This is a genomic window from Staphylococcus arlettae, from assembly GCF_025560845.1.
GTDB classification, from domain to species: Bacteria; Bacillota; Bacilli; order Staphylococcales; family Staphylococcaceae; genus Staphylococcus; species Staphylococcus arlettae.
In genome coordinates this window covers 2,588,295-2,605,129 of record NZ_CP094803.1, presented here as the reverse complement: position 1 = coordinate 2,605,129, position 16,835 = coordinate 2,588,295, and the positions used below count along the sequence as shown (strand labels likewise).

At 34.8% G+C, this 16,835-nt stretch carries 15 protein-coding genes; 10 read left to right on the top strand and 5 right to left on the bottom strand.

Going from position 1 to position 16,835, the window contains the following annotated elements; translation table 11 throughout:
- Nucleotides 1-170: 170 nt before the first annotated feature.
- Nucleotides 171-1,004: a ParB/RepB/Spo0J family partition protein gene (locus tag MUA37_RS12785; RefSeq protein WP_262624932.1), complete on the top strand. Its 834-nt coding sequence runs from the start codon at nt 171-173 to the stop codon at nt 1,002-1,004.
- A 269-nt stretch (nt 1,005-1,273) separates the two neighbouring features.
- Here the strand turns inward: MUA37_RS12785 and MUA37_RS12780 are convergent, their stop codons facing one another.
- Both MUA37_RS12780 and MUA37_RS12775 read right to left on the bottom strand, forming a co-directional pair.
- On the bottom strand, nt 1,274-2,143 hold the full coding sequence (locus tag MUA37_RS12780; protein WP_262624694.1) for an SDR family oxidoreductase: 870 nt from the start codon (nt 2,141-2,143) through the stop codon (nt 1,274-1,276).
- 342 nt (nt 2,144-2,485) lie between these two features.
- A complete protein-coding gene (locus tag MUA37_RS12775; protein WP_262624693.1) occupies nt 2,486-3,643 on the bottom strand; it encodes a globin domain-containing protein in 1,158 nt (385 codons plus the stop codon).
- A gap of 196 nt (nt 3,644-3,839) precedes the next feature.
- On the opposite strand from MUA37_RS12775, the gene MUA37_RS12770 reads away from it, so the two are divergent.
- The 3 genes from MUA37_RS12770 to melB all read left to right on the top strand — a co-directional run bounded on the left by MUA37_RS12770 (nt 3,840) and on the right by melB (nt 7,661).
- Nucleotides 3,840-4,724, top strand: a complete 885-nt coding sequence (locus MUA37_RS12770; protein ID WP_262624692.1) for an AraC family transcriptional regulator — start codon at nt 3,840-3,842, stop codon at nt 4,722-4,724.
- A gap of 177 nt (nt 4,725-4,901) precedes the next feature.
- Complete coding sequence (gene melA / locus MUA37_RS12765) at nt 4,902-6,200, top strand: alpha-glucosidase/alpha-galactosidase (protein ID WP_002509660.1); 1,299 nt, start codon at nt 4,902-4,904, stop codon at nt 6,198-6,200.
- Between the two features lie 90 nt (nt 6,201-6,290).
- Nucleotides 6,291-7,661 (top strand): melibiose:sodium transporter MelB, encoded by a 1,371-nt coding sequence (melB, locus tag MUA37_RS12760; RefSeq protein WP_262624691.1) that lies wholly within the window; start codon nt 6,291-6,293, stop codon nt 7,659-7,661.
- Nucleotides 7,662-8,085: 424 nt separating this feature from the next.
- Here melB and MUA37_RS12755 read toward each other — a convergent pair whose 3' ends face one another.
- Nucleotides 8,086-8,907, bottom strand: a complete 822-nt coding sequence (locus tag MUA37_RS12755) for a hypothetical protein (protein WP_227006484.1) — start codon at nt 8,905-8,907, stop codon at nt 8,086-8,088.
- A gap of 746 nt (nt 8,908-9,653) precedes the next feature.
- Between MUA37_RS12755 and MUA37_RS12750 the strand changes: the two genes are divergently transcribed.
- On the top strand, nt 9,654-11,015 hold the full coding sequence (locus MUA37_RS12750; protein WP_262624690.1) for a CitMHS family transporter: 1,362 nt from the start codon (nt 9,654-9,656) through the stop codon (nt 11,013-11,015).
- Between the two features lie 197 nt (nt 11,016-11,212).
- Here MUA37_RS12750 and MUA37_RS12745 read toward each other — a convergent pair whose 3' ends face one another.
- Nucleotides 11,213-12,064, bottom strand: a complete 852-nt coding sequence (locus tag MUA37_RS12745; RefSeq protein WP_262624689.1) for a sialate O-acetylesterase — start codon at nt 12,062-12,064, stop codon at nt 11,213-11,215.
- Nucleotides 12,065-12,317: 253 nt separating this feature from the next.
- On the opposite strand from MUA37_RS12745, the gene MUA37_RS12740 reads away from it, so the two are divergent.
- From MUA37_RS12740 to ychF, 3 genes are read left to right on the top strand one after another with little or no spacing between them, the layout of a single operon-like run.
- Nucleotides 12,318-13,205, top strand: coding sequence for a mechanosensitive ion channel family protein (locus MUA37_RS12740; protein WP_002509655.1), 888 nt, complete (start codon nt 12,318-12,320; stop codon nt 13,203-13,205).
- Nucleotides 13,206-13,223: 18 nt separating this feature from the next.
- Complete coding sequence (locus tag MUA37_RS12735; protein ID WP_142020034.1) at nt 13,224-13,439, top strand: DUF951 domain-containing protein; 216 nt, start codon at nt 13,224-13,226, stop codon at nt 13,437-13,439.
- Nucleotides 13,439-14,536 carry a redox-regulated ATPase YchF gene (ychF, locus tag MUA37_RS12730; RefSeq protein ID WP_107373828.1) on the top strand — a complete coding sequence of 366 codons (1,098 nt, stop codon included), beginning with the start codon at nt 13,439-13,441 and terminating at the stop codon, nt 14,534-14,536. The genes MUA37_RS12735 and ychF overlap by 1 nt, the downstream gene beginning before the upstream one ends.
- Before the next feature lie 119 nt (nt 14,537-14,655).
- Here the strand turns inward: ychF and MUA37_RS12725 are convergent, their stop codons facing one another.
- The gene (locus MUA37_RS12725) at nt 14,656-15,441 is read right to left on the bottom strand and encodes a GH25 family lysozyme (protein ID WP_262624688.1); all 786 of its coding nucleotides are present in this window, start codon (nt 15,439-15,441) and stop codon (nt 14,656-14,658) included.
- 331 nt (nt 15,442-15,772) lie between these two features.
- Here MUA37_RS12725 and rpsF point away from each other — a divergent pair, with 331 nt between their 5' ends.
- Nucleotides 15,773-16,078, top strand: a complete 306-nt coding sequence (gene rpsF, locus MUA37_RS12720) for a 30S ribosomal protein S6 (protein WP_002509651.1) — start codon at nt 15,773-15,775, stop codon at nt 16,076-16,078.
- Nucleotides 16,079-16,092: 14 nt separating this feature from the next.
- Nucleotides 16,093-16,614 carry a single-stranded DNA-binding protein gene (ssb, locus tag MUA37_RS12715; RefSeq protein ID WP_002509650.1) on the top strand — a complete coding sequence of 174 codons (522 nt, stop codon included), beginning with the start codon at nt 16,093-16,095 and terminating at the stop codon, nt 16,612-16,614.
- The last annotated feature ends 221 nt before the right edge of the window (nt 16,615-16,835 follow it).

Below are 16,835 nucleotides of genomic sequence, written 5' to 3'. Positions count from 1 at the left end.
CACATTAAAAGAAATTTTGTCAACAACTTTTCTGAAAATTTAGATTAACGAGATTATTTTGATATTAGAATAAAAAGGCTAATCTGCGCTAGTATAAATATTTCTACTTGTTCTCACGTATAAAAATTCATAAAATAACAGTAAAGCTGTTAGAAAGGTAGGTGAATATCATCGCACAGACAGAAGACAACCGTTTAATTACTACCCAGGATGAAGAGGTGCAACATATTGCACTAGATCAAATTAAAGCCAATCCATACCAACCCCGAAAAACATTTGATGATACTAAATTAGATGATTTAGCGGGTTCTATTCGACAACACGGCATTCTACAACCAATTGTCTTACGGCAAACTATAAAAGGCTATCATATTGTAGTAGGTGAACGCAGGTTTCGTGCATCACAACGTGTGGGTCTGACAACGATTCCTGCTATTGTCAAAACAATGACAGATGAAGATATGATGGAACTTGCGATTATTGAAAACTTACAGCGCGAAGACTTGAACGCAATTGAAGAAGCTGAAAGCTATCGTAAATTAATGGATGACCTACAATTAACACAACAAGAAGTTGCGACACGCTTAAGTAAATCGAGACCGTATATTGCTAATATGTTACGTTTACTTAATTTACCAACTGAAATCATGCGAATGATTCGCGATGAACAACTTTCGGGAGCACATGGACGTACACTATTAGCTGTTAAAGATAAGCGTACAATGAATAAAATGGCACAGCAAGCCTACGAGGAGTCTTGGAGCGTTCGCTATTTAGAAGATTATATCAATTCAACAAAAGATAGTAAGCCACCAAAACAATCGCCTACTAGTAAGGAAAAGCCAAAGTTTATTCAACAACAAGAACGTCAATTAAGAGACCAATATGGCTCAAAGGTGAATATCTCTACCGTGAACAAAAAAGGGCATATCACATTTGAATTTACGTCAGAGGAAGAATTTAAGCAACTCATACAACAATTAAATGCCCACTATCGAACATGAGAATAGTCCCGTTGTCGTAATAAACTATAAAGTATGCAACATAACACTCGTTAAGGACATGATTGCTATTAAGAACGAGATTATAAATTGCATTCTACTATCGATACAGTTAAGGTTTTATCAATGATACACAACATTCTTAAACCAATAATATAAAAAGCGCATGCTTAAGAAGGGGCAATGCGCTTTTATTATACGATATAACTATTGTTGTTAAGTTTGATGGAAAAAAGGGGTTAGACGTCTAAACAGCAACAAATTAATGATACTTAACTTGTAATATAGTCTCCGCCATTCACGTGAATAACTTGTCCAGTAATGTAAGAGCTATCAGCGTAAGAAGCTAAGAAAACATAAGTAGGTGCTAGCTCTGCTGGCTGTCCTCGTCTCCCCATCGGTGTGTCATCACCTTGGTGTTCGACTTTGTCTTGGCTAAAAGTTGCAGGGATGAGTGGCGTATAAATAGGACCAGGAGCTACAGCGTTGACCCGTATCCCTTTTTCAACCAAGCTTGTAGCAAGTGAACGTGTAAATGCTACGATTGCGCCTTTAGTGGCAGCGTAATCTATTAAATGACCGGAACCACGATAAGCTGTCACACTCGTTGTATTAATTATAGCATCGCCTGATGAGAGGTGAGGTTCAGCTGCTTGAGATAAAAACATCATACCAAAAATATTAGTCTCAAATGTTTCTTTAATTTGCTCCGGTGTGATGTCAGCAAAGTGATCTTGTGGGAATTGGACACCACCATTATTTACTAAAATGTTGAGTTGGCCGAAATCGGTAATTACTTGTTGAATTAATGCTTGAGAGTCAGCTACGCTTTTTAAATCATGTGCATAAGCTTTAGCTGTCACTCCAAAAGCTTTAATATAAGCAACAATGTCATCAGCATCGCTATGCTCGTCATAATAACCTATGGCGACATGAGCACCTTCTTTAGCATAAAGCGTTGCTATCGCACGACCAATACCAGAATCGCCTCCAGTAATGAGTGCGACTTTACCTTGTAATTTTCTGCCTGCTTGATAGTCATCAAATTCAGAAATGGGTTTCGGCTGCATATCTTTTTCGATACCAGGTTGACGCTGTTGTACGTATCCTTTTATTTCTTTATGAAAATCAACTAAGTTCATAAAGCACCTCCAAAAGTGTCATTATTAATCCGATACCACCTGTAGTACAAATGAAACTTAGTTACAATTATTATATTGCTATTCAAACAAAAAGGAGATTAGTATCGTGAAATACTAATCTCCCGTCTGTTATGAGTTTAAAACATCGCCTTACATCTTTTAGTGATATTAGAGTTAGTTTGAAGTGTGACGATGTTTATTGAATGCGTAAACTAATTAATAGTAATATCAATTTTATAAGGTTGTTTACCTATTATAAATCTGAAAATATGGAATTCCCTTAAAATAACATAAGCAATCAAGTGTTTTCGCGTAAAAGCCACTATTATAACGATATTTTAGTTAAGCTTGTGAAGAAGCAGAAAAGCTTAATCTTGGAATAAACGTTTCAAAGTGAACATTTTCTTGTGGTATATCTAATGTTTGTAGTTGCATAATCATTGAGTTTAGGAACGAATTACCACCACAGATGTAAATTTCAGTGTTTGCATCTACATACTCTTGTAATTGTTTAGAATCGATAAAGCCATCAACATCTCTAAAATGAGTTTTGAATTCACCTTGTGCAACAGAGTTATTAATGTCGTTCAATTCTTGTTCAAATGCTACATTATTGTCATTAGATGTAACTTGAATAAATGTAGCTGCTAATTGTTTATTTGCTGCTTCGCGGTACATTGATACTAAAGGTGTCACTCCTACACCAGAACCTAAGAATAATTGTTTATTATTGTTATCGGCTAAACCGAAACCACCAACCGGTGCCGATATATTTAAAGTATCACCAATAGTTACTTCATCATGTAAAATTGTTGAAACTTCACCTTCATGACCTTCAGTTACATCGCGTCTTACACCAAATGTTAAATAGTTTGTATCACCATCAACAATAGAATAATGACGTTTAGCTCTGTACGGTAATTTGTCACTGGCTACGTCAACCGTAATATATTGACCAGGTACAAACTGACTTAAATCTATATTTTCTGATGTAATTGTGAATGATTTTATGATCTCTGTTTGTTCTTTAATGTCTGTGACTTTGAATGGCTGGAAGCCGTCCCAAGCCATGTTACTGTAAACTTCTTGTTCTAAACCGATAAATGCATCTGCAATTGCTTGATATGCTTTGCCCCACGTTTGGATAACTTCACTATCATCTGTCAATCCAGTCACTTCTTTAATAGCCCATAATAAATTTTCTCCAACAATGGGATAGTGTTCCGGTTTTACTTGTAAAGCGCAGTGTTTATATACTACTGGCATAATAGCAGGAACGATAGGTGACAAATCATCGATATTATCGGCAGCTGCTAAAACGGCCATAGCTAGTGCTGAAGATTGTAAACCTTTTTTCTGGTTTGTTTGGTTAAAAACATTTTTTAATTCTGGATGTGTTTCAAATAAGCGTTTATAAAATTTCGAGGTAATTGTTTGTCCTTCTTCTTTTAGTAAAGGTACCGTGTCTTTAATAGTACTAATTTCTTTTTGAGTTAACATAATATGACCTCCTTATTTATCTAACTTAATTATTAAACTATTGTATTAATTGTTCAAGTAAATAAAAGGAAAGTCATAAAGGTTTCAAAATTATTAAATTGTGCGAATATCATCACATTATTTTAATGAGCAGTTAATGGTAATGTTAATGTAATAATAATCGATAGTAGTAGATATGAAAATAGGGAGTGGTTGTATGAAAATTGCATTAACGCCTAATACATATGGCTTTCGTTTGAAAGGTGATTTTCAAGAAACAGTAGCAGGATTACAAACGACAGGTTATGAAATTAGACAACATCATGATTATCGGTGGGATGGGTTACAACGAACTGAGCAAGATGTTTATATTTTTCAATATACGTTAAGTGGGAAGGGCGCAATACGAATTGGTCAACAATATTATGAGTTAAGGCAAGGCGATGCCTTTTTTGTGAAAGTACCTAGTGACCATTGTTATTACTTACCGCATGATTCTGAGCAATGGGAGTTTTTGTATTTTACAATATATGGAAATATGGCAGCTACGCTCTTTGAAAAAATACAAACTACTGCTGGACCAATTATACAATTACCACTTCATGCAGCACCAATACAATTTATCATTGAAACATTAGAAAAAATAGAAAATATAGGTATTCATCACGGTTACGAATCTTCTGCCCGTGCTTATACGTTTGTGATGAAATGTCTGGAGTATTTAGAATATGGTCAACGCGTGGGGACGGGACATGACTCGCCAATTAATAAAGCAATACGCTACATAGAAAAATATTATTATGAAGATTTATCGTTAGACGACGTTGTAGCGGTGACACAACTCTCTAAATATTACTTTACCCGTCAATTTAACTCAGCGATGAAAGTAACACCAATACAGTATTTAACGCAAATACGTATACGTGTCAGTGTTCAATTATTAATTACTAGTGAATTGTCAGTAGCAGAAATTGCTACACGAGTGGGTTTTAGGTCTAGTAATTACTTCAGCAAAGTTTTTAAGAAGGTAATTGGTGTAACGCCAGGTAGTTATCGCAAAAATAATAAAGTGATGCCTGTAGATAAATTATTCATTGATTAATAGCGCAATATTATACCCTTTTCAAAATAATTTACGATTGCTAGTTGTCAGAATATTCACTAATCTGAATATAAGATATTGTATTTACAGCAAATGAAGACAATAAATTAAAAGTTCAAGTAACTGTGAGCAACTTGTGAAATCGCAATATTAAACTTATATTTAGGAGGCAGTAATATGAAAAAGATTACGTTTTTAGGTGCAGGAAGTACTGTGTTTACTAAGAATGTATTAGGAGACTGTATGACTGTTGACGCATTACAAGATTTTGAATTTGCATTATATGACATAGATGAACAACGATTAGAAGATTCCGAACGAATGTTAAATAATTTGAAAAGCAATTTAAATGCTGGTGTCACAATACGTGCGTACCATAATCGTAAAGAAGCTTTACACGATGCTAAATATGTTATTAACGCAATCCAAGTGGGAGGATATGATCCAGCTACTATTACAGATTTTGAAGTTCCTAAACAATACGGCTTACGTCAAACAATTGCTGATACATTAGGCATTGGAGGTATTTTCCGTAATTTAAGAACGATTCCAGTAATGCAAGCATTTGCTCAAGATATGAAAGAAGTATGTCCAGATGCTTGGTTTTTAAATTACACAAATCCTATGGCAGTGTTAACAAATATTATGTTGCAAGAAGGGATTAAAACAGTTGGATTATGCCACAGTGTTCAAGTTTGTGCTAATGATTTATTAATGTCTTTGGATATGCCAACAGATGGAATTCAGCATAAAATAGCGGGCATCAATCACATGGCATGGTTGCTTGAAATTACTCGTAATGGTAAAGATTTGTATCCGGAAATTAAACAACGAGCGAAAGCAAAACAGCAACAGCCACATGATGATATGGTGCGTTTCGAACTCATGGATAAATTTGGCTATTATATTACTGAGTCTTCAGAACATAATGCCGAATATCATCCTTATTTTATTAAAAGCCAATATCCAGAATTGATAGAGCGTTTCAATATACCATTGGATGAATACCCACGTCGTTGTGTCAATCAAATAACAGAATGGGAACAAATGCGTGATGATATGGTGAATAATAAAAATTTAGAGCATGAACGTTCACATGAATATGGCTCGTATATCATTGAAGCAATGGAAACGAATCAACCGTTTAAAATTGGAGGCAACGTTTTAAATACTGGTGGTTTAATTAGTAATTTACCAGAAAATGCTGTAGTAGAAGTACCGTGTTTAGTGGATAGTAGTGGCATTGCACCGACTTATATTGGTGCGTTACCAGAACAACTCGCAGCATTAAATAGAACGAATATTAACACGCAATTATTGACTATTGAAGCGGCATTGACTCAGAAAAAAGAAAAAATATACCAAGCAGCAATGTTAGATCCTCATACAGCAGCAGAATTATCAATCGATGACATTATTGCATTATGTGATGATTTAATTACAGCTCATGGCGATTGGCTACCAAAGTTCGACTAATATCAGCGAGAGCTTTGAAAAGGTACACAAAGAACTATTATGCCTAGCTTTAACAATATTAAAAGCTAGTAGAACTTAAGGGGTGGTTTTTTGGATAGACAAGTAACCCGAAAAGCAAAGTATTCTTTTGGTATTGGTGCTTTTGGTAAAGATTTAGTAGTAGGTCTAACGGGTACCTTCTTAATGTTTTATTTTACGGACGTATTAGGAGTGGCAGCAAGTTTTGTAGGAACGCTGTTTTTTGTCGCACGTATTTGGGATGCAATTAATGATCCGGTTATGGGCATGATTGTAGATAAAACTAAAACCAAATGGGGCAAATTTAGGCCGTGGTTAGTGATTGGTACTATTATTAATGCGGTGATAACCATCATTTTATTTAGCGATTTTGGATTGTCTGGCACAAGTCTGTATATATATGTTTCAGTGTTTTATATTTTGTGGGGGATGACTTATACGATGATGGATGTGCCATATTGGTCTTGGTTACCTAATTTAACTAACGATCCAACAGAACGAGAGGAAGTATCTATCATTCCTTGTGTGTTTGCTAGTTTAGCCAATATGATTGTTGGTACTGCAGGTTTAACAGTTGTAGCATTTTTTGCTCACCACTTTGGAGGCGGAGAGCAATCTGTAGGTTTCTTTATTATGACAGTCATCATTGCTATCGTATTTATAATTGCAATCATAATAACTGTACGTAATGTTTATGAAGCGCCGACAAATATTGATACAGGCATTACATTGCGTTTTAAAGATATTTGGCGTATTTTATTCATGAATAAAGAGTTACTCGCTTATATCGGTATTTTAGTAACTTTCTTTTTAAGTATTCAATTACTAGGCAATGTCGCAATATATTATTTTAGTTATGTGGCAGAATCTAAGGCATTGTTTGCACTGTATAATGGTGTAGGCTTTGTAGAAATCCTTGCATTATTGATGTTTCCTAAATTAGCAAAATGGCTGTCACGTGAACATGTGTTTCCGATAGCAGCAGTATCATTATCCATAGGCTTAATCATTTTTTTAATTGCAAGTTATGTATCGCCCTCTGCTATGATACCAGTAATTGTAGGTACTATATTTATTAAGACAGGTACCGGTTTAATCATGGGTATTATTACAGTATCGATTGCAGATGTTATTGATTATAGTGAATTGAAATTTGGTCAAAGGAATGAAAGTGTTATTACATCAACTCAAACGTTCTTGATGAAAACTGCTATGGCAGTAGCGGCACTATTTACCGGATGGGGATTAGACTTATTTGGTTATCAAGCTGGTCAACAGCAAAGTGACTTTACGAAAAATGGTTTACGTATCATCATGATTGCATTACCTATAATCAGCGTCTTTTTAAGTTACCTCATTTACCGATTCAGTTATCATTTGAAAGGTGCGTACATTCAAGATGTTGTAAATGTCTTAAATGTTAAAAAGCGACAAATTAAATAATATGACTAACAAGAGACTGGGACAATATTGATTGTCCTAGTCTTTTTTCATATTGGCAGTAGCTGACTGCATTGAAAATGCGCTTCAAATCAAGCTTGTTTCAAGGCTAGTCAACCTTGCCGGAGTGGGAAGACGAAATCATTTTTTCAAAAACAGATTTCTGTCCCACTCCCTTTACTATGAAAGAGCTATGTATTATTTTGTTGGTCTATCAAGTACTAATAAGTACTTAGCAAGTAAGCATTAAAATATAGATAGAAGTAAGTGGAAATATAAGCGTTATAAAAATGTTAGCTATTTTCTGTCGGTTACTGTAGGGTAGCCTTAGCGTTGTCTGACTTCAGACTACCGGTGGTGATACTTTGCTTTTTTTAAGATGAATTACAGCAACTGCACCGTTGCCAATGCAAACGGTGCAGGAGGATTAACTTTCTTTATTTTCAAAGTCTTCTTGTTTGTTATTATCAAAGAAAGATGAAAATTTATCTTTAATATCATCTAACTTGTTATTTACTTTATCGAGCTCTTCTTGCATTTGATCACTGTTGCCATTTTCTTGTTGATCTTTAGCTTGCTCTAAGTTGTTTACAGTACTTTGATATTTATCGGCTAAATTTTCTGTCGTGGATGAATCAGCTTCTTGTTTAAGACTATCTACTTTATCTTGTAATGATTGCAGTTTAGATTCTGTTTCATCATTTCCATTACTTATATCATCTTTAATTGTTTGGATTTGGCTTTCAATTTTACTATTTTGATGTTCGAAATTAACATTTTCACCTTGGCCAGCATCGTTTTGGTTTTGATTATCAGTTTGTGCTTGCTCTGTTTGATTTTGTTGTCCGTCATCACGTGAGTTGAAAAATGCTGTTACGGCAAAAACACCTACGATAAGTAACAAAATAATAGCACTTAAACCGAGCCACGTATTTTTACGTTTGGTTTTTTTATTTTCTTCCAGTAATTGTAATTCTCGTTCTCGATCGCGTTGATTATAATGGGCTTCTGATTTTAAGTGGTTCGGATCATGTGAATCATGCGCATAGGATTGTTGGTATTTTTGGATACGACTATAAGGGCTGTATAATACTTCTCCAAAGATATCGTACTGTTGCTCGTCCGTAACACTATGTGTGTTTAAATCAGTATTAACCTTACCGTGTTTATCTAATGCAATAATAGTTCCATCGTCTTCGATCTTTAAAATTTTAGGATATTCGTTAAAGTTATTATTACGCTGCATCATCTTCACCCTCATCTTCTAGTTAAAAATTACTACCATAGTAAGCTATACCCAAATTGTTCTATGTTATAAATAGTAAAAGGATACTTAACATAAAAATAATAAAAGCTGACTTAAATTAAATTAAAGTACTTTATTATATTTTTATCCATATTTTGAGTGAGGTCGTCATCAGAAATAATGAAATCCAATTCAGCCAAACCACTTATTTTAGCTGTTACAACTTTGCCTACTAATAAGTTGTAAATACAATAAAAGCTACAAGACATAGTGCTATTATAAAAAAACTAATACCGATAAATATCGAATGCCTATTGAATGCTACTATACCGAAGCAAATAAAAGTGACGCTTAAGCAAAGCATAGCTATAAAGTGTGGAAACTGTAAAATGTTGAATGAAATACTTAAATTTAAAAGAAAGCTTAGGATCCCTAAACATAAAAATATTCTCTCAATAAAAGTGAAAGTTATAGGGGCTTCATATAGTATACTCCTTCTATAAATTTTTAAACTACTATAACACAAGTAGTATAATAAATTGAATTTCATGTTTTTGTAGCCAATATATTATAGATAGAATTATGTTCATTCTGTATCTATAACCCTAAATATATTATGCAAATATAATTTAAAGCGTTTTATTTTATATTGGCATTATGGTTTATTTATAAAAAAAGTTACTTTTCGCTAATGAAAGGTAACTTTTTTTATAAATGTAAGAAAGCGCTTACGTGTAGGGGGATGTAACATGGAAGAATCAAGTACGTTGTTAACTATAGTGGGTTTATTGATTATTGTTTCAATAGTCACTTTGTTAATCATTAAAAAGATAAGTCCAGTAGTAGGAATGATACTTATTCCTATTGTTGGTGCATTATTGATTGGTCATGGGTTTGGGGATATTCGAAAATATGTGGATTCCGGAATTGACCAAGTTTTTAATGTTGCTATTATGTTTATTTTCGCTATTATTTATTTTGGTATTATTTCTGATAGCGGATTATTTAGACCATTTGTAAAAGTAATGATTAAATTTACGCGAGGCAATGTTATTATTGTGGCTGTTGTGACCGCACTAATTGGAACATGTGCACAGTTAGATGGTGCAGGAGCAACAACATTTTTATTAGCAATACCCGCATTATTACCTTTATATCGTGCACTAAAAATGAGTCCGTATTTATTAGTATTATTGTTAGCCCTAAGTGCTGCAATCATTAATATGGTCCCATGGGGTGGCCCAATGGCTAGGACAGCGTCAGTTATTGGCGTCGACAATATTAATGACCTGTGGTATCAAGTCATTCCATTACAATTAATCGGTATTGTGTTAGTCGTATTATTTGCGATGTTCCTAGGTATGCGAGAAAAAAGAAAAATTGCCCGTAGTTATAGTGATATGGATAGGGAAAAAATAGATATTCAAAGTATTGTTGAGGGTTATGAGCAACAACAAAATGAAAATTCTCCTATTATAGGTGAAGCGGCTAAACATAAATATATTTTATGGCTTAATTTAATTTTAACTATAATTATTGTCGCTATGATGCTCTTAGATATAGTTCCACCTGAGTTGGCGTTTATGATTGGTGTGGCGATTGCACTACCGCTTAACTTTAGAAATGTAGACTATCAAATGGAACGTATACGTGCCCATGCACCAAATGCTTTAATGATGGCAGCAGTAATTTTAGCAGCAGCTGTGTTTTTAGGTATTTTAAATGAAACGGGAATGTTAAAAGCCATAGCATTATCATTAATTACGATATTACCAACAGCTGTCGGAACATACTTACATATTATAGTTGGTATGTTAGGTGTACCTTTAGATTTATTAACTAGTACAGATGCATATTATTTTGCAATATTACCAATTGTAGAGTCTACTGCAGGCCAGTTTAATGTGCCTACAGAATCTACAGCTTTTGCACTGATGATTGGAAATGTTATCGGTACGTTTGTGAGTCCATTTGCACCAGCAGTTTGGTTAGCAGTTGGTCTTGCTGAAATTAATATGGGTAAATATATTAAATACGCCTTTTTCTGGGTGTGGGGATTCTCAATTATAATGTTAATTATCGCAATTTGCTTAGGTATTGTAACGATTTAGTTTAGATTATAGTCTTAATATATTATTATTGATAATTTTATAAAAAAGCTGGGACATGTATGAACTTGTCCCAGCTTTTAATTGTATCGACTATAAAGTTACAATTGTACTTCTTCTTATGCATACATAGTAATAGACAGACTTTATAAGTGTGTGTCTTGAAGCTGTTTGTTGCTCTCTGTGAGTTGATTTTTATCTTATGGTGTATCTTTGTTTATTGCAGCCATTTGTTGAGAGAAATGCTCAAAAGTGATTTCATTTTTACCCATCGCCGCCAATTGAAGATACATCTGCTCGTTTTTACTATAGGTCTCTTTATACAAAGTGGATAAAAGTGATGCTTCATTTGGTAATGGTGACAACACATCTTTGAGTTGTGAAAATGCATGATAATAACGTATACCAAAAATTCTTTGGGAACGCGCGTTAATGTGTATACCATCTGGGTTAGGGCGTAATCCTTGTCCAGTTACGAAATAGCAGTATGGATCTGAGTTGCTCACTGATTGTATAATTTGATTGATTTCTTGGTATTGTGTTGTACTTTGGCCGAAACCAGATTGTCCTAAATAATCTCCTAGACCACCGACAATAAAGGGGAGGTCAGGTTGATCTAATGCATGACGCATATGTGCGATAAACTGCTGTAATTTCTCTTGGTAGTTTTGAAATTTATCATTATTACTATCATTTTCGCCTTGATGCCATAACACGCCAATGAGTTCACTTGTTTCCATTGCAAAATGCGCTTCAGATATGGCATGTCGTGTCAATATTTGATCAGGTGCCCAGTCGTCTATAGAGGTGCCACCATCTGCGCAAGGGATGAGACCTAGTGTTTCATTTGGATGCGCCTCTACCCATAATTGTGCGAAGGCAGCGGCAGGTCCAATACCGGCGACTGCTCTATCTTGGTGAATAGGTTCTTCCATAAATTGCCAACGTCCGTTTTTTAATACTTTAATGCGCTCGTTAATAATAGGTTCGACCTCTGTCATAAATCCGCGTCCTGCCATATTTGACTGGCCGACTAATAAGATTGATTTCATCGACGTTCACTCCTTTGTTGGTATACAACGTATCGTATATGCTCATTTAAATATAGAATGTTTGCTAATGTAAAGGATTTTGTGTGCGATGCTTTATCGCATAGTTGATTCTTGCTATAATAGGCGAGTATGTTTTAGCACACGTTGGATATTTTAGTCTCAGGGGAGTGTTAATTTAAAACCCAAGTTGGAGTTGCAACTGAACGAAAACACGTACAATAGACAGTAACATTAAGTCAGGGAGGACATAGCATTGAATCAAATTAAAAGCGTATTAGCATCTTTGTTTGAACCTTTAACCAAAGTTGAGACGTATCAAACCTTAATATCTAACATTATTATGGTAGTAATATATATTGTCGTTGCTTGGTTTGCGATACGTATTATTAATAAAGTGATAGAACAATTTTTTAAAGTGCAAAACAAAGGCAGAAATGCCAATAAAAAACGCTCACAGACATTAATTTCACTAGTACAAAATATTGCTTCATATGTAGTATGGTTTATAGTCATTACTACTATTCTTAGTAAGTTTGGTATTAGCGTAGAAGGTATAATTGCCAGTGCTGGTGTTGTTGGTTTAGCTGTTGGTTTTGGTGCGCAAACAATTGTTAAAGACATCATTACTGGGTTCTTTATTATTTTTGAAAACCAATTTGATGTTGGCGATTATGTTAAAATTAATAGTGCCGGAACAACTGTAGCTGAAGGAACTGTAAAAGCAATTGGATTACGTTCAACGCGTATTAATACGATAAGTGGCGAATTAACAATCTTACCAAACGGTAGTATGGGAGAGATTACTAACTTTTCAGTATCAAATGGTACAGCGATTGTGATGATGCCTGTGGCAATTGATGAAGATATAGATCGTGTGGAAACATTATTAAATGAATTATTTACTTCAATGCGTTCTAAATATTACTTATTCATTACTACTCCAGAATTCGTAGGTGTCGATTCCATTACGAGAGATGAAGTATTGATTCGTATTTCAGCAGAAACGATACCTGGTGAAGGCTTCTCAGGTGCGCGTATTTTACGTAAAGAAATTCAACAATTTTTCAAATTAAAAGGTATTAAAACACCGCAACCAGCCATGGTACAATATGACTCGAGTAACCCAAATCAAGCACAATAACTTCGGAGGTGTGACAGAATGACAGCTAAATACGGTCTGAATGATATAGTAGAAATGAAAAAGCAACATGCATGTGGTACGAATCGTTTTAAAATCATTCGTATGGGCGCAGACATCCGAATTAAATGTGAAAATTGTCAACGCAGTATTATGATTCCTAGACAAACGTTCAATAAAAAATTAAAAAAAGTACTTGAGTCTTATCAAGTAACTGATGAAAAGGAGAATGACTAATGGCTTTAACAGCAGGTATCGTAGGCTTACCTAACGTAGGGAAATCTACTCTATTTAATGCAATTACAAAGGCTGGCGCATTGGCAGCTAACTACCCATTCGCAACAATCGACCCTAACGTAGGTATTGTAGAAGTACCGGATAATAGATTGAATGTATTAACAGAGATGGTACAACCTAAAAAGACTATACCAACTACATTTGAATTCACTGATATTGCAGGTATCGTGAAAGGTGCTTCAAAAGGTGAAGGATTAGGGAATAAATTCTTATCTCATATTCGCGAAGTTGATGCAATATGCCAAGTAGTGCGTGCTTTTGATGATGATAATGTTACGCACGTTTCTGGACGTGTAGATCCTATTGATGACATTGAAGTTATTAATATGGAATTAATTTTAGCTGATTTAGAATCAGTGGAAAAACGTTTGCCGAAACTTGAGAAAATGGCAAGACAAAAAGACAAAAATGCAGTTAATGAAGTACGTATATTAACTACAGTAAAAGAAGCATTAGAAGAAGGTCGTCCAGTACGTAGTTTAGAATTTAATGAAGAAGACCAAAAATATATTAACCAAGCACAATTATTAACGTCAAAAGATATGTTATATATCGCCAATGTTGGTGAAAATGAAATTGGTGACGAAGATAATGAAAAAGTTAAGGCTATCCGTGAATACGCAAGTAAAGAAGGATCAGAAGTTATTGTAATCAGTGCTAAAATCGAAGAAGAAATTGCTACATTAGATGATGATGATAGAGCAATGTTCCTTGAAGATTTAGGTATCGAGGAACCAGGTTTAGATATTTTAATACGTACAACATATAATCTATTAGGCTTAGCAACATATTTCACAGCAGGTGTTGAAGAAGTACGTGCCTGGACCTTTAAGACGGGAATGACAGCACCACAATGTGCGGGCATCATCCATACAGATTTTGAACGCGGGTTCATCCGTGCAGAAGTAACGAGTTATGATGACTATGTAGAATTTAATGGTGAGCATGGTGCCAAAGAAGCGGGTAAACAACGTTTAGAAGGTAAAGATTACATCATGCAAGACGGTGACGTTGTTCACTTTAGATTCAACGTATAAAATTTTCAAAAGTTCCTGATTATGTCAGGAGCTTTTTTAATATCAAAGTACATAAAACACCTCCCAAGTTGCAATAGTGAAATGGGAGGTGTTGTTGTAGTGGTATTATTTTGGAGTGTTTACGACGTGAACCATTCGCTGCTGACACCAGACGAGATATAATTGGCATCGACTTTTTGATCTAATTCTTCAGAATAATGTTCATCGGTGTATTGCCATAAGGCATGATTCGTAGATGGTTGTTGCTCATTATAATTAGCCAACCAAACACCGTCATAATTATTAGGTGCTTGTGGAACATTTTCATTGATAAAGTTTTCGTATGAATAGAAAAGTACTTTATGATTTCCTGCTAGGCTTTTCATTTCATCGTACCAAGCTTTAGTACTTTGCTCCACGCCACCAGAAGTGACACTATTTTCTTCTAAATCATTGACATAAAATTCAGCTTTGGGTGCACGGTTGTGAAGTGTTCGAGCTTCATAGCGTGCATCGTCTGGATTTTCATACATACTATATGAATAGACGCCAAAATCTAAATTATATTTATCGAGTAGTGCTGAATTATGTTCGAGTGCAGCATCTTCAGTTTCAGAACCGTATTGGGCACGAATGATAATGAAGTCATAGTTTGCTTTCAATGCTTTAACTTGATTGGCAGTTAACTCTCCTTGCCATTCAGAAATGTCTAAAACGCGATTGTCGCTTTTTGCTCCGCCTGCTTCTCGTGTCACACTGTTATTTTGTGTTGCCATTGGATGTTCTTTGAGATAGTTTTCATATCCAGCGCCCATTGTGCCACGATGTGATGAATCTTCGTCGGCCGCATAAACTGTCGCACTAGCGAGTGGTGCACTGGCTAGCACTGTTGTTGCGACGATGCTTTTTTTCAAAAACGAAATCATAAAAGTACTCCTTTAGTTTGCTATAGTGAATTGTTGAATATGTAATTAATGGTGTCATAAATTTCTGACAAAGCTCATGCTAAAATAATTAGATTTTTTCGCAACCTTACTTCGTACAAGATTAAAGTGTAAAGAAAATTAATTAATTCAGAAATAAAATAATCGTTATTAACAGCAAGAAAATATTAATTCAAGTAGATTGTCACCTTTCGTATTATTGTAAATTGTAAAAGCTTATGCTATAATTCTTGATTGTGAGTAATGAAAATTATTCCTTGCCTATTGTTTTTATTGATAGGCCGTATAGACCACAAGGAGGTGCAATTATAAAATGAGAACATATGAAATTATGTACATCGTTCGTCCAAATATTGAAGAAGATGCTAAGAAAGCAGTAGTTGAGCGTTTCAACGGTATTTTAGCTTCAAACGGATCAGAAGTCCTAGAAGCAAAAGATCAAGGTAAACGTCGTTTAGCTTATGAAATCAACGATTTCACTGAAGGTTACTACAACTTAGTTCGTATTCAAACAGAAGGTAACGAAGCTACAGACGAATTCCAACGTTTGGCTAAAATCTCTGACGATATTATTCGTTACATCGTTATCCGTGAAGACGAAGATAAGACAAGAAAATAATTGGGGGCGCTTAAATGATAAACAGAGTTGTTTTAGTAGGTCGTTTAACAAAGGATCCAGAATATAGAACAACACCCTCAGGCGTGAGCGTTGCGACTTTTACTTTAGCAGTAAATCGTACGTTTACAAATGCGCAAGGGGAACGCGAAGCAGATTTCATTAACTGTGTAGTTTTTAGAAAACAAGCAGAAAATGTGAATAATTACTTATCAAAAGGTAGTTTAGCTGGCGTTGACGGTCGCATACAATCACGTAACTATGAAAACCAAGAAGGGCGTCGTGTGTTTGTCACTGAAGTTGTTTGTGACAGCGTTCAATTCCTTGAACCGAAAAATCAAAACCAACGTCACAATCAGTCTTCCGGTAATAATTTCCAAGATTATGGACAAGGTTTTGGTGGTCAACAAGCAGGTCAAAACACGTCATCTTATCAAAATAATAACAACAACAATTCATCAAACTCAGGTCAATCTGATAATCCTTTTGCGAATGCAAATGGACCGATTGATATCAGTGATGATGACTTACCGTTCTAAGCTCTGTATTTTGTGTGAATTTACAAGAGCAATAAATTAAAAGATTTTTAAAGTGTGAAAAATTGCATTATCGTGTGTGTAAATTGTGTGTAAAGTAATGCAATTTAAAGCGTATGTCTTCAGTGTGTGAAGATATACGCTTTTTTTGTGTTCAAATTGTTCTTCATTGAATAAAACAACTATTGTACGAGTTTTAGTAGCGATGTCGCGTTATTAAAATT

What these genes read in the sequence shown, in the direction of transcription:
- MUA37_RS12735 (WP_142020034.1), top strand. Translation starts at nt 13,224, where the DNA reads ATGACAGCTAAATACGGTCTGAATGATATAGTAGAAATGAAAAAGCAA.
- MUA37_RS12745 (WP_262624689.1), bottom strand. Translation starts at nt 12,064, where the DNA reads ATGAAATCAATCTTATTAGTCGGCCAGTCAAATATGGCAGGACGCGGA.
- MUA37_RS12770 (WP_262624692.1), top strand. Translation starts at nt 3,840, where the DNA reads ATGAAAATTGCATTAACGCCTAATACATATGGCTTTCGTTTGAAAGGT.
- MUA37_RS12780 (WP_262624694.1), bottom strand. Translation starts at nt 2,143, where the DNA reads ATGAACTTAGTTGATTTTCATAAAGAAATAAAAGGATACGTACAACAG.
- MUA37_RS12775 (WP_262624693.1), bottom strand. Translation starts at nt 3,643, where the DNA reads ATGTTAACTCAAAAAGAAATTAGTACTATTAAAGACACGGTACCTTTA.
- ychF (WP_107373828.1), top strand. Translation starts at nt 13,439, where the DNA reads ATGGCTTTAACAGCAGGTATCGTAGGCTTACCTAACGTAGGGAAATCT.
- melA (WP_002509660.1), top strand. Translation starts at nt 4,902, where the DNA reads ATGAAAAAGATTACGTTTTTAGGTGCAGGAAGTACTGTGTTTACTAAG.
- rpsF (WP_002509651.1), top strand. Translation starts at nt 15,773, where the DNA reads ATGAGAACATATGAAATTATGTACATCGTTCGTCCAAATATTGAAGAA.
- MUA37_RS12750 (WP_262624690.1), top strand. Translation starts at nt 9,654, where the DNA reads ATGGAAGAATCAAGTACGTTGTTAACTATAGTGGGTTTATTGATTATT.
- MUA37_RS12755 (WP_227006484.1), bottom strand. Translation starts at nt 8,907, where the DNA reads ATGATGCAGCGTAATAATAACTTTAACGAATATCCTAAAATTTTAAAG.
- MUA37_RS12725 (WP_262624688.1), bottom strand. Translation starts at nt 15,441, where the DNA reads ATGATTTCGTTTTTGAAAAAAAGCATCGTCGCAACAACAGTGCTAGCC.
- ssb (WP_002509650.1), top strand. Translation starts at nt 16,093, where the DNA reads ATGATAAACAGAGTTGTTTTAGTAGGTCGTTTAACAAAGGATCCAGAA.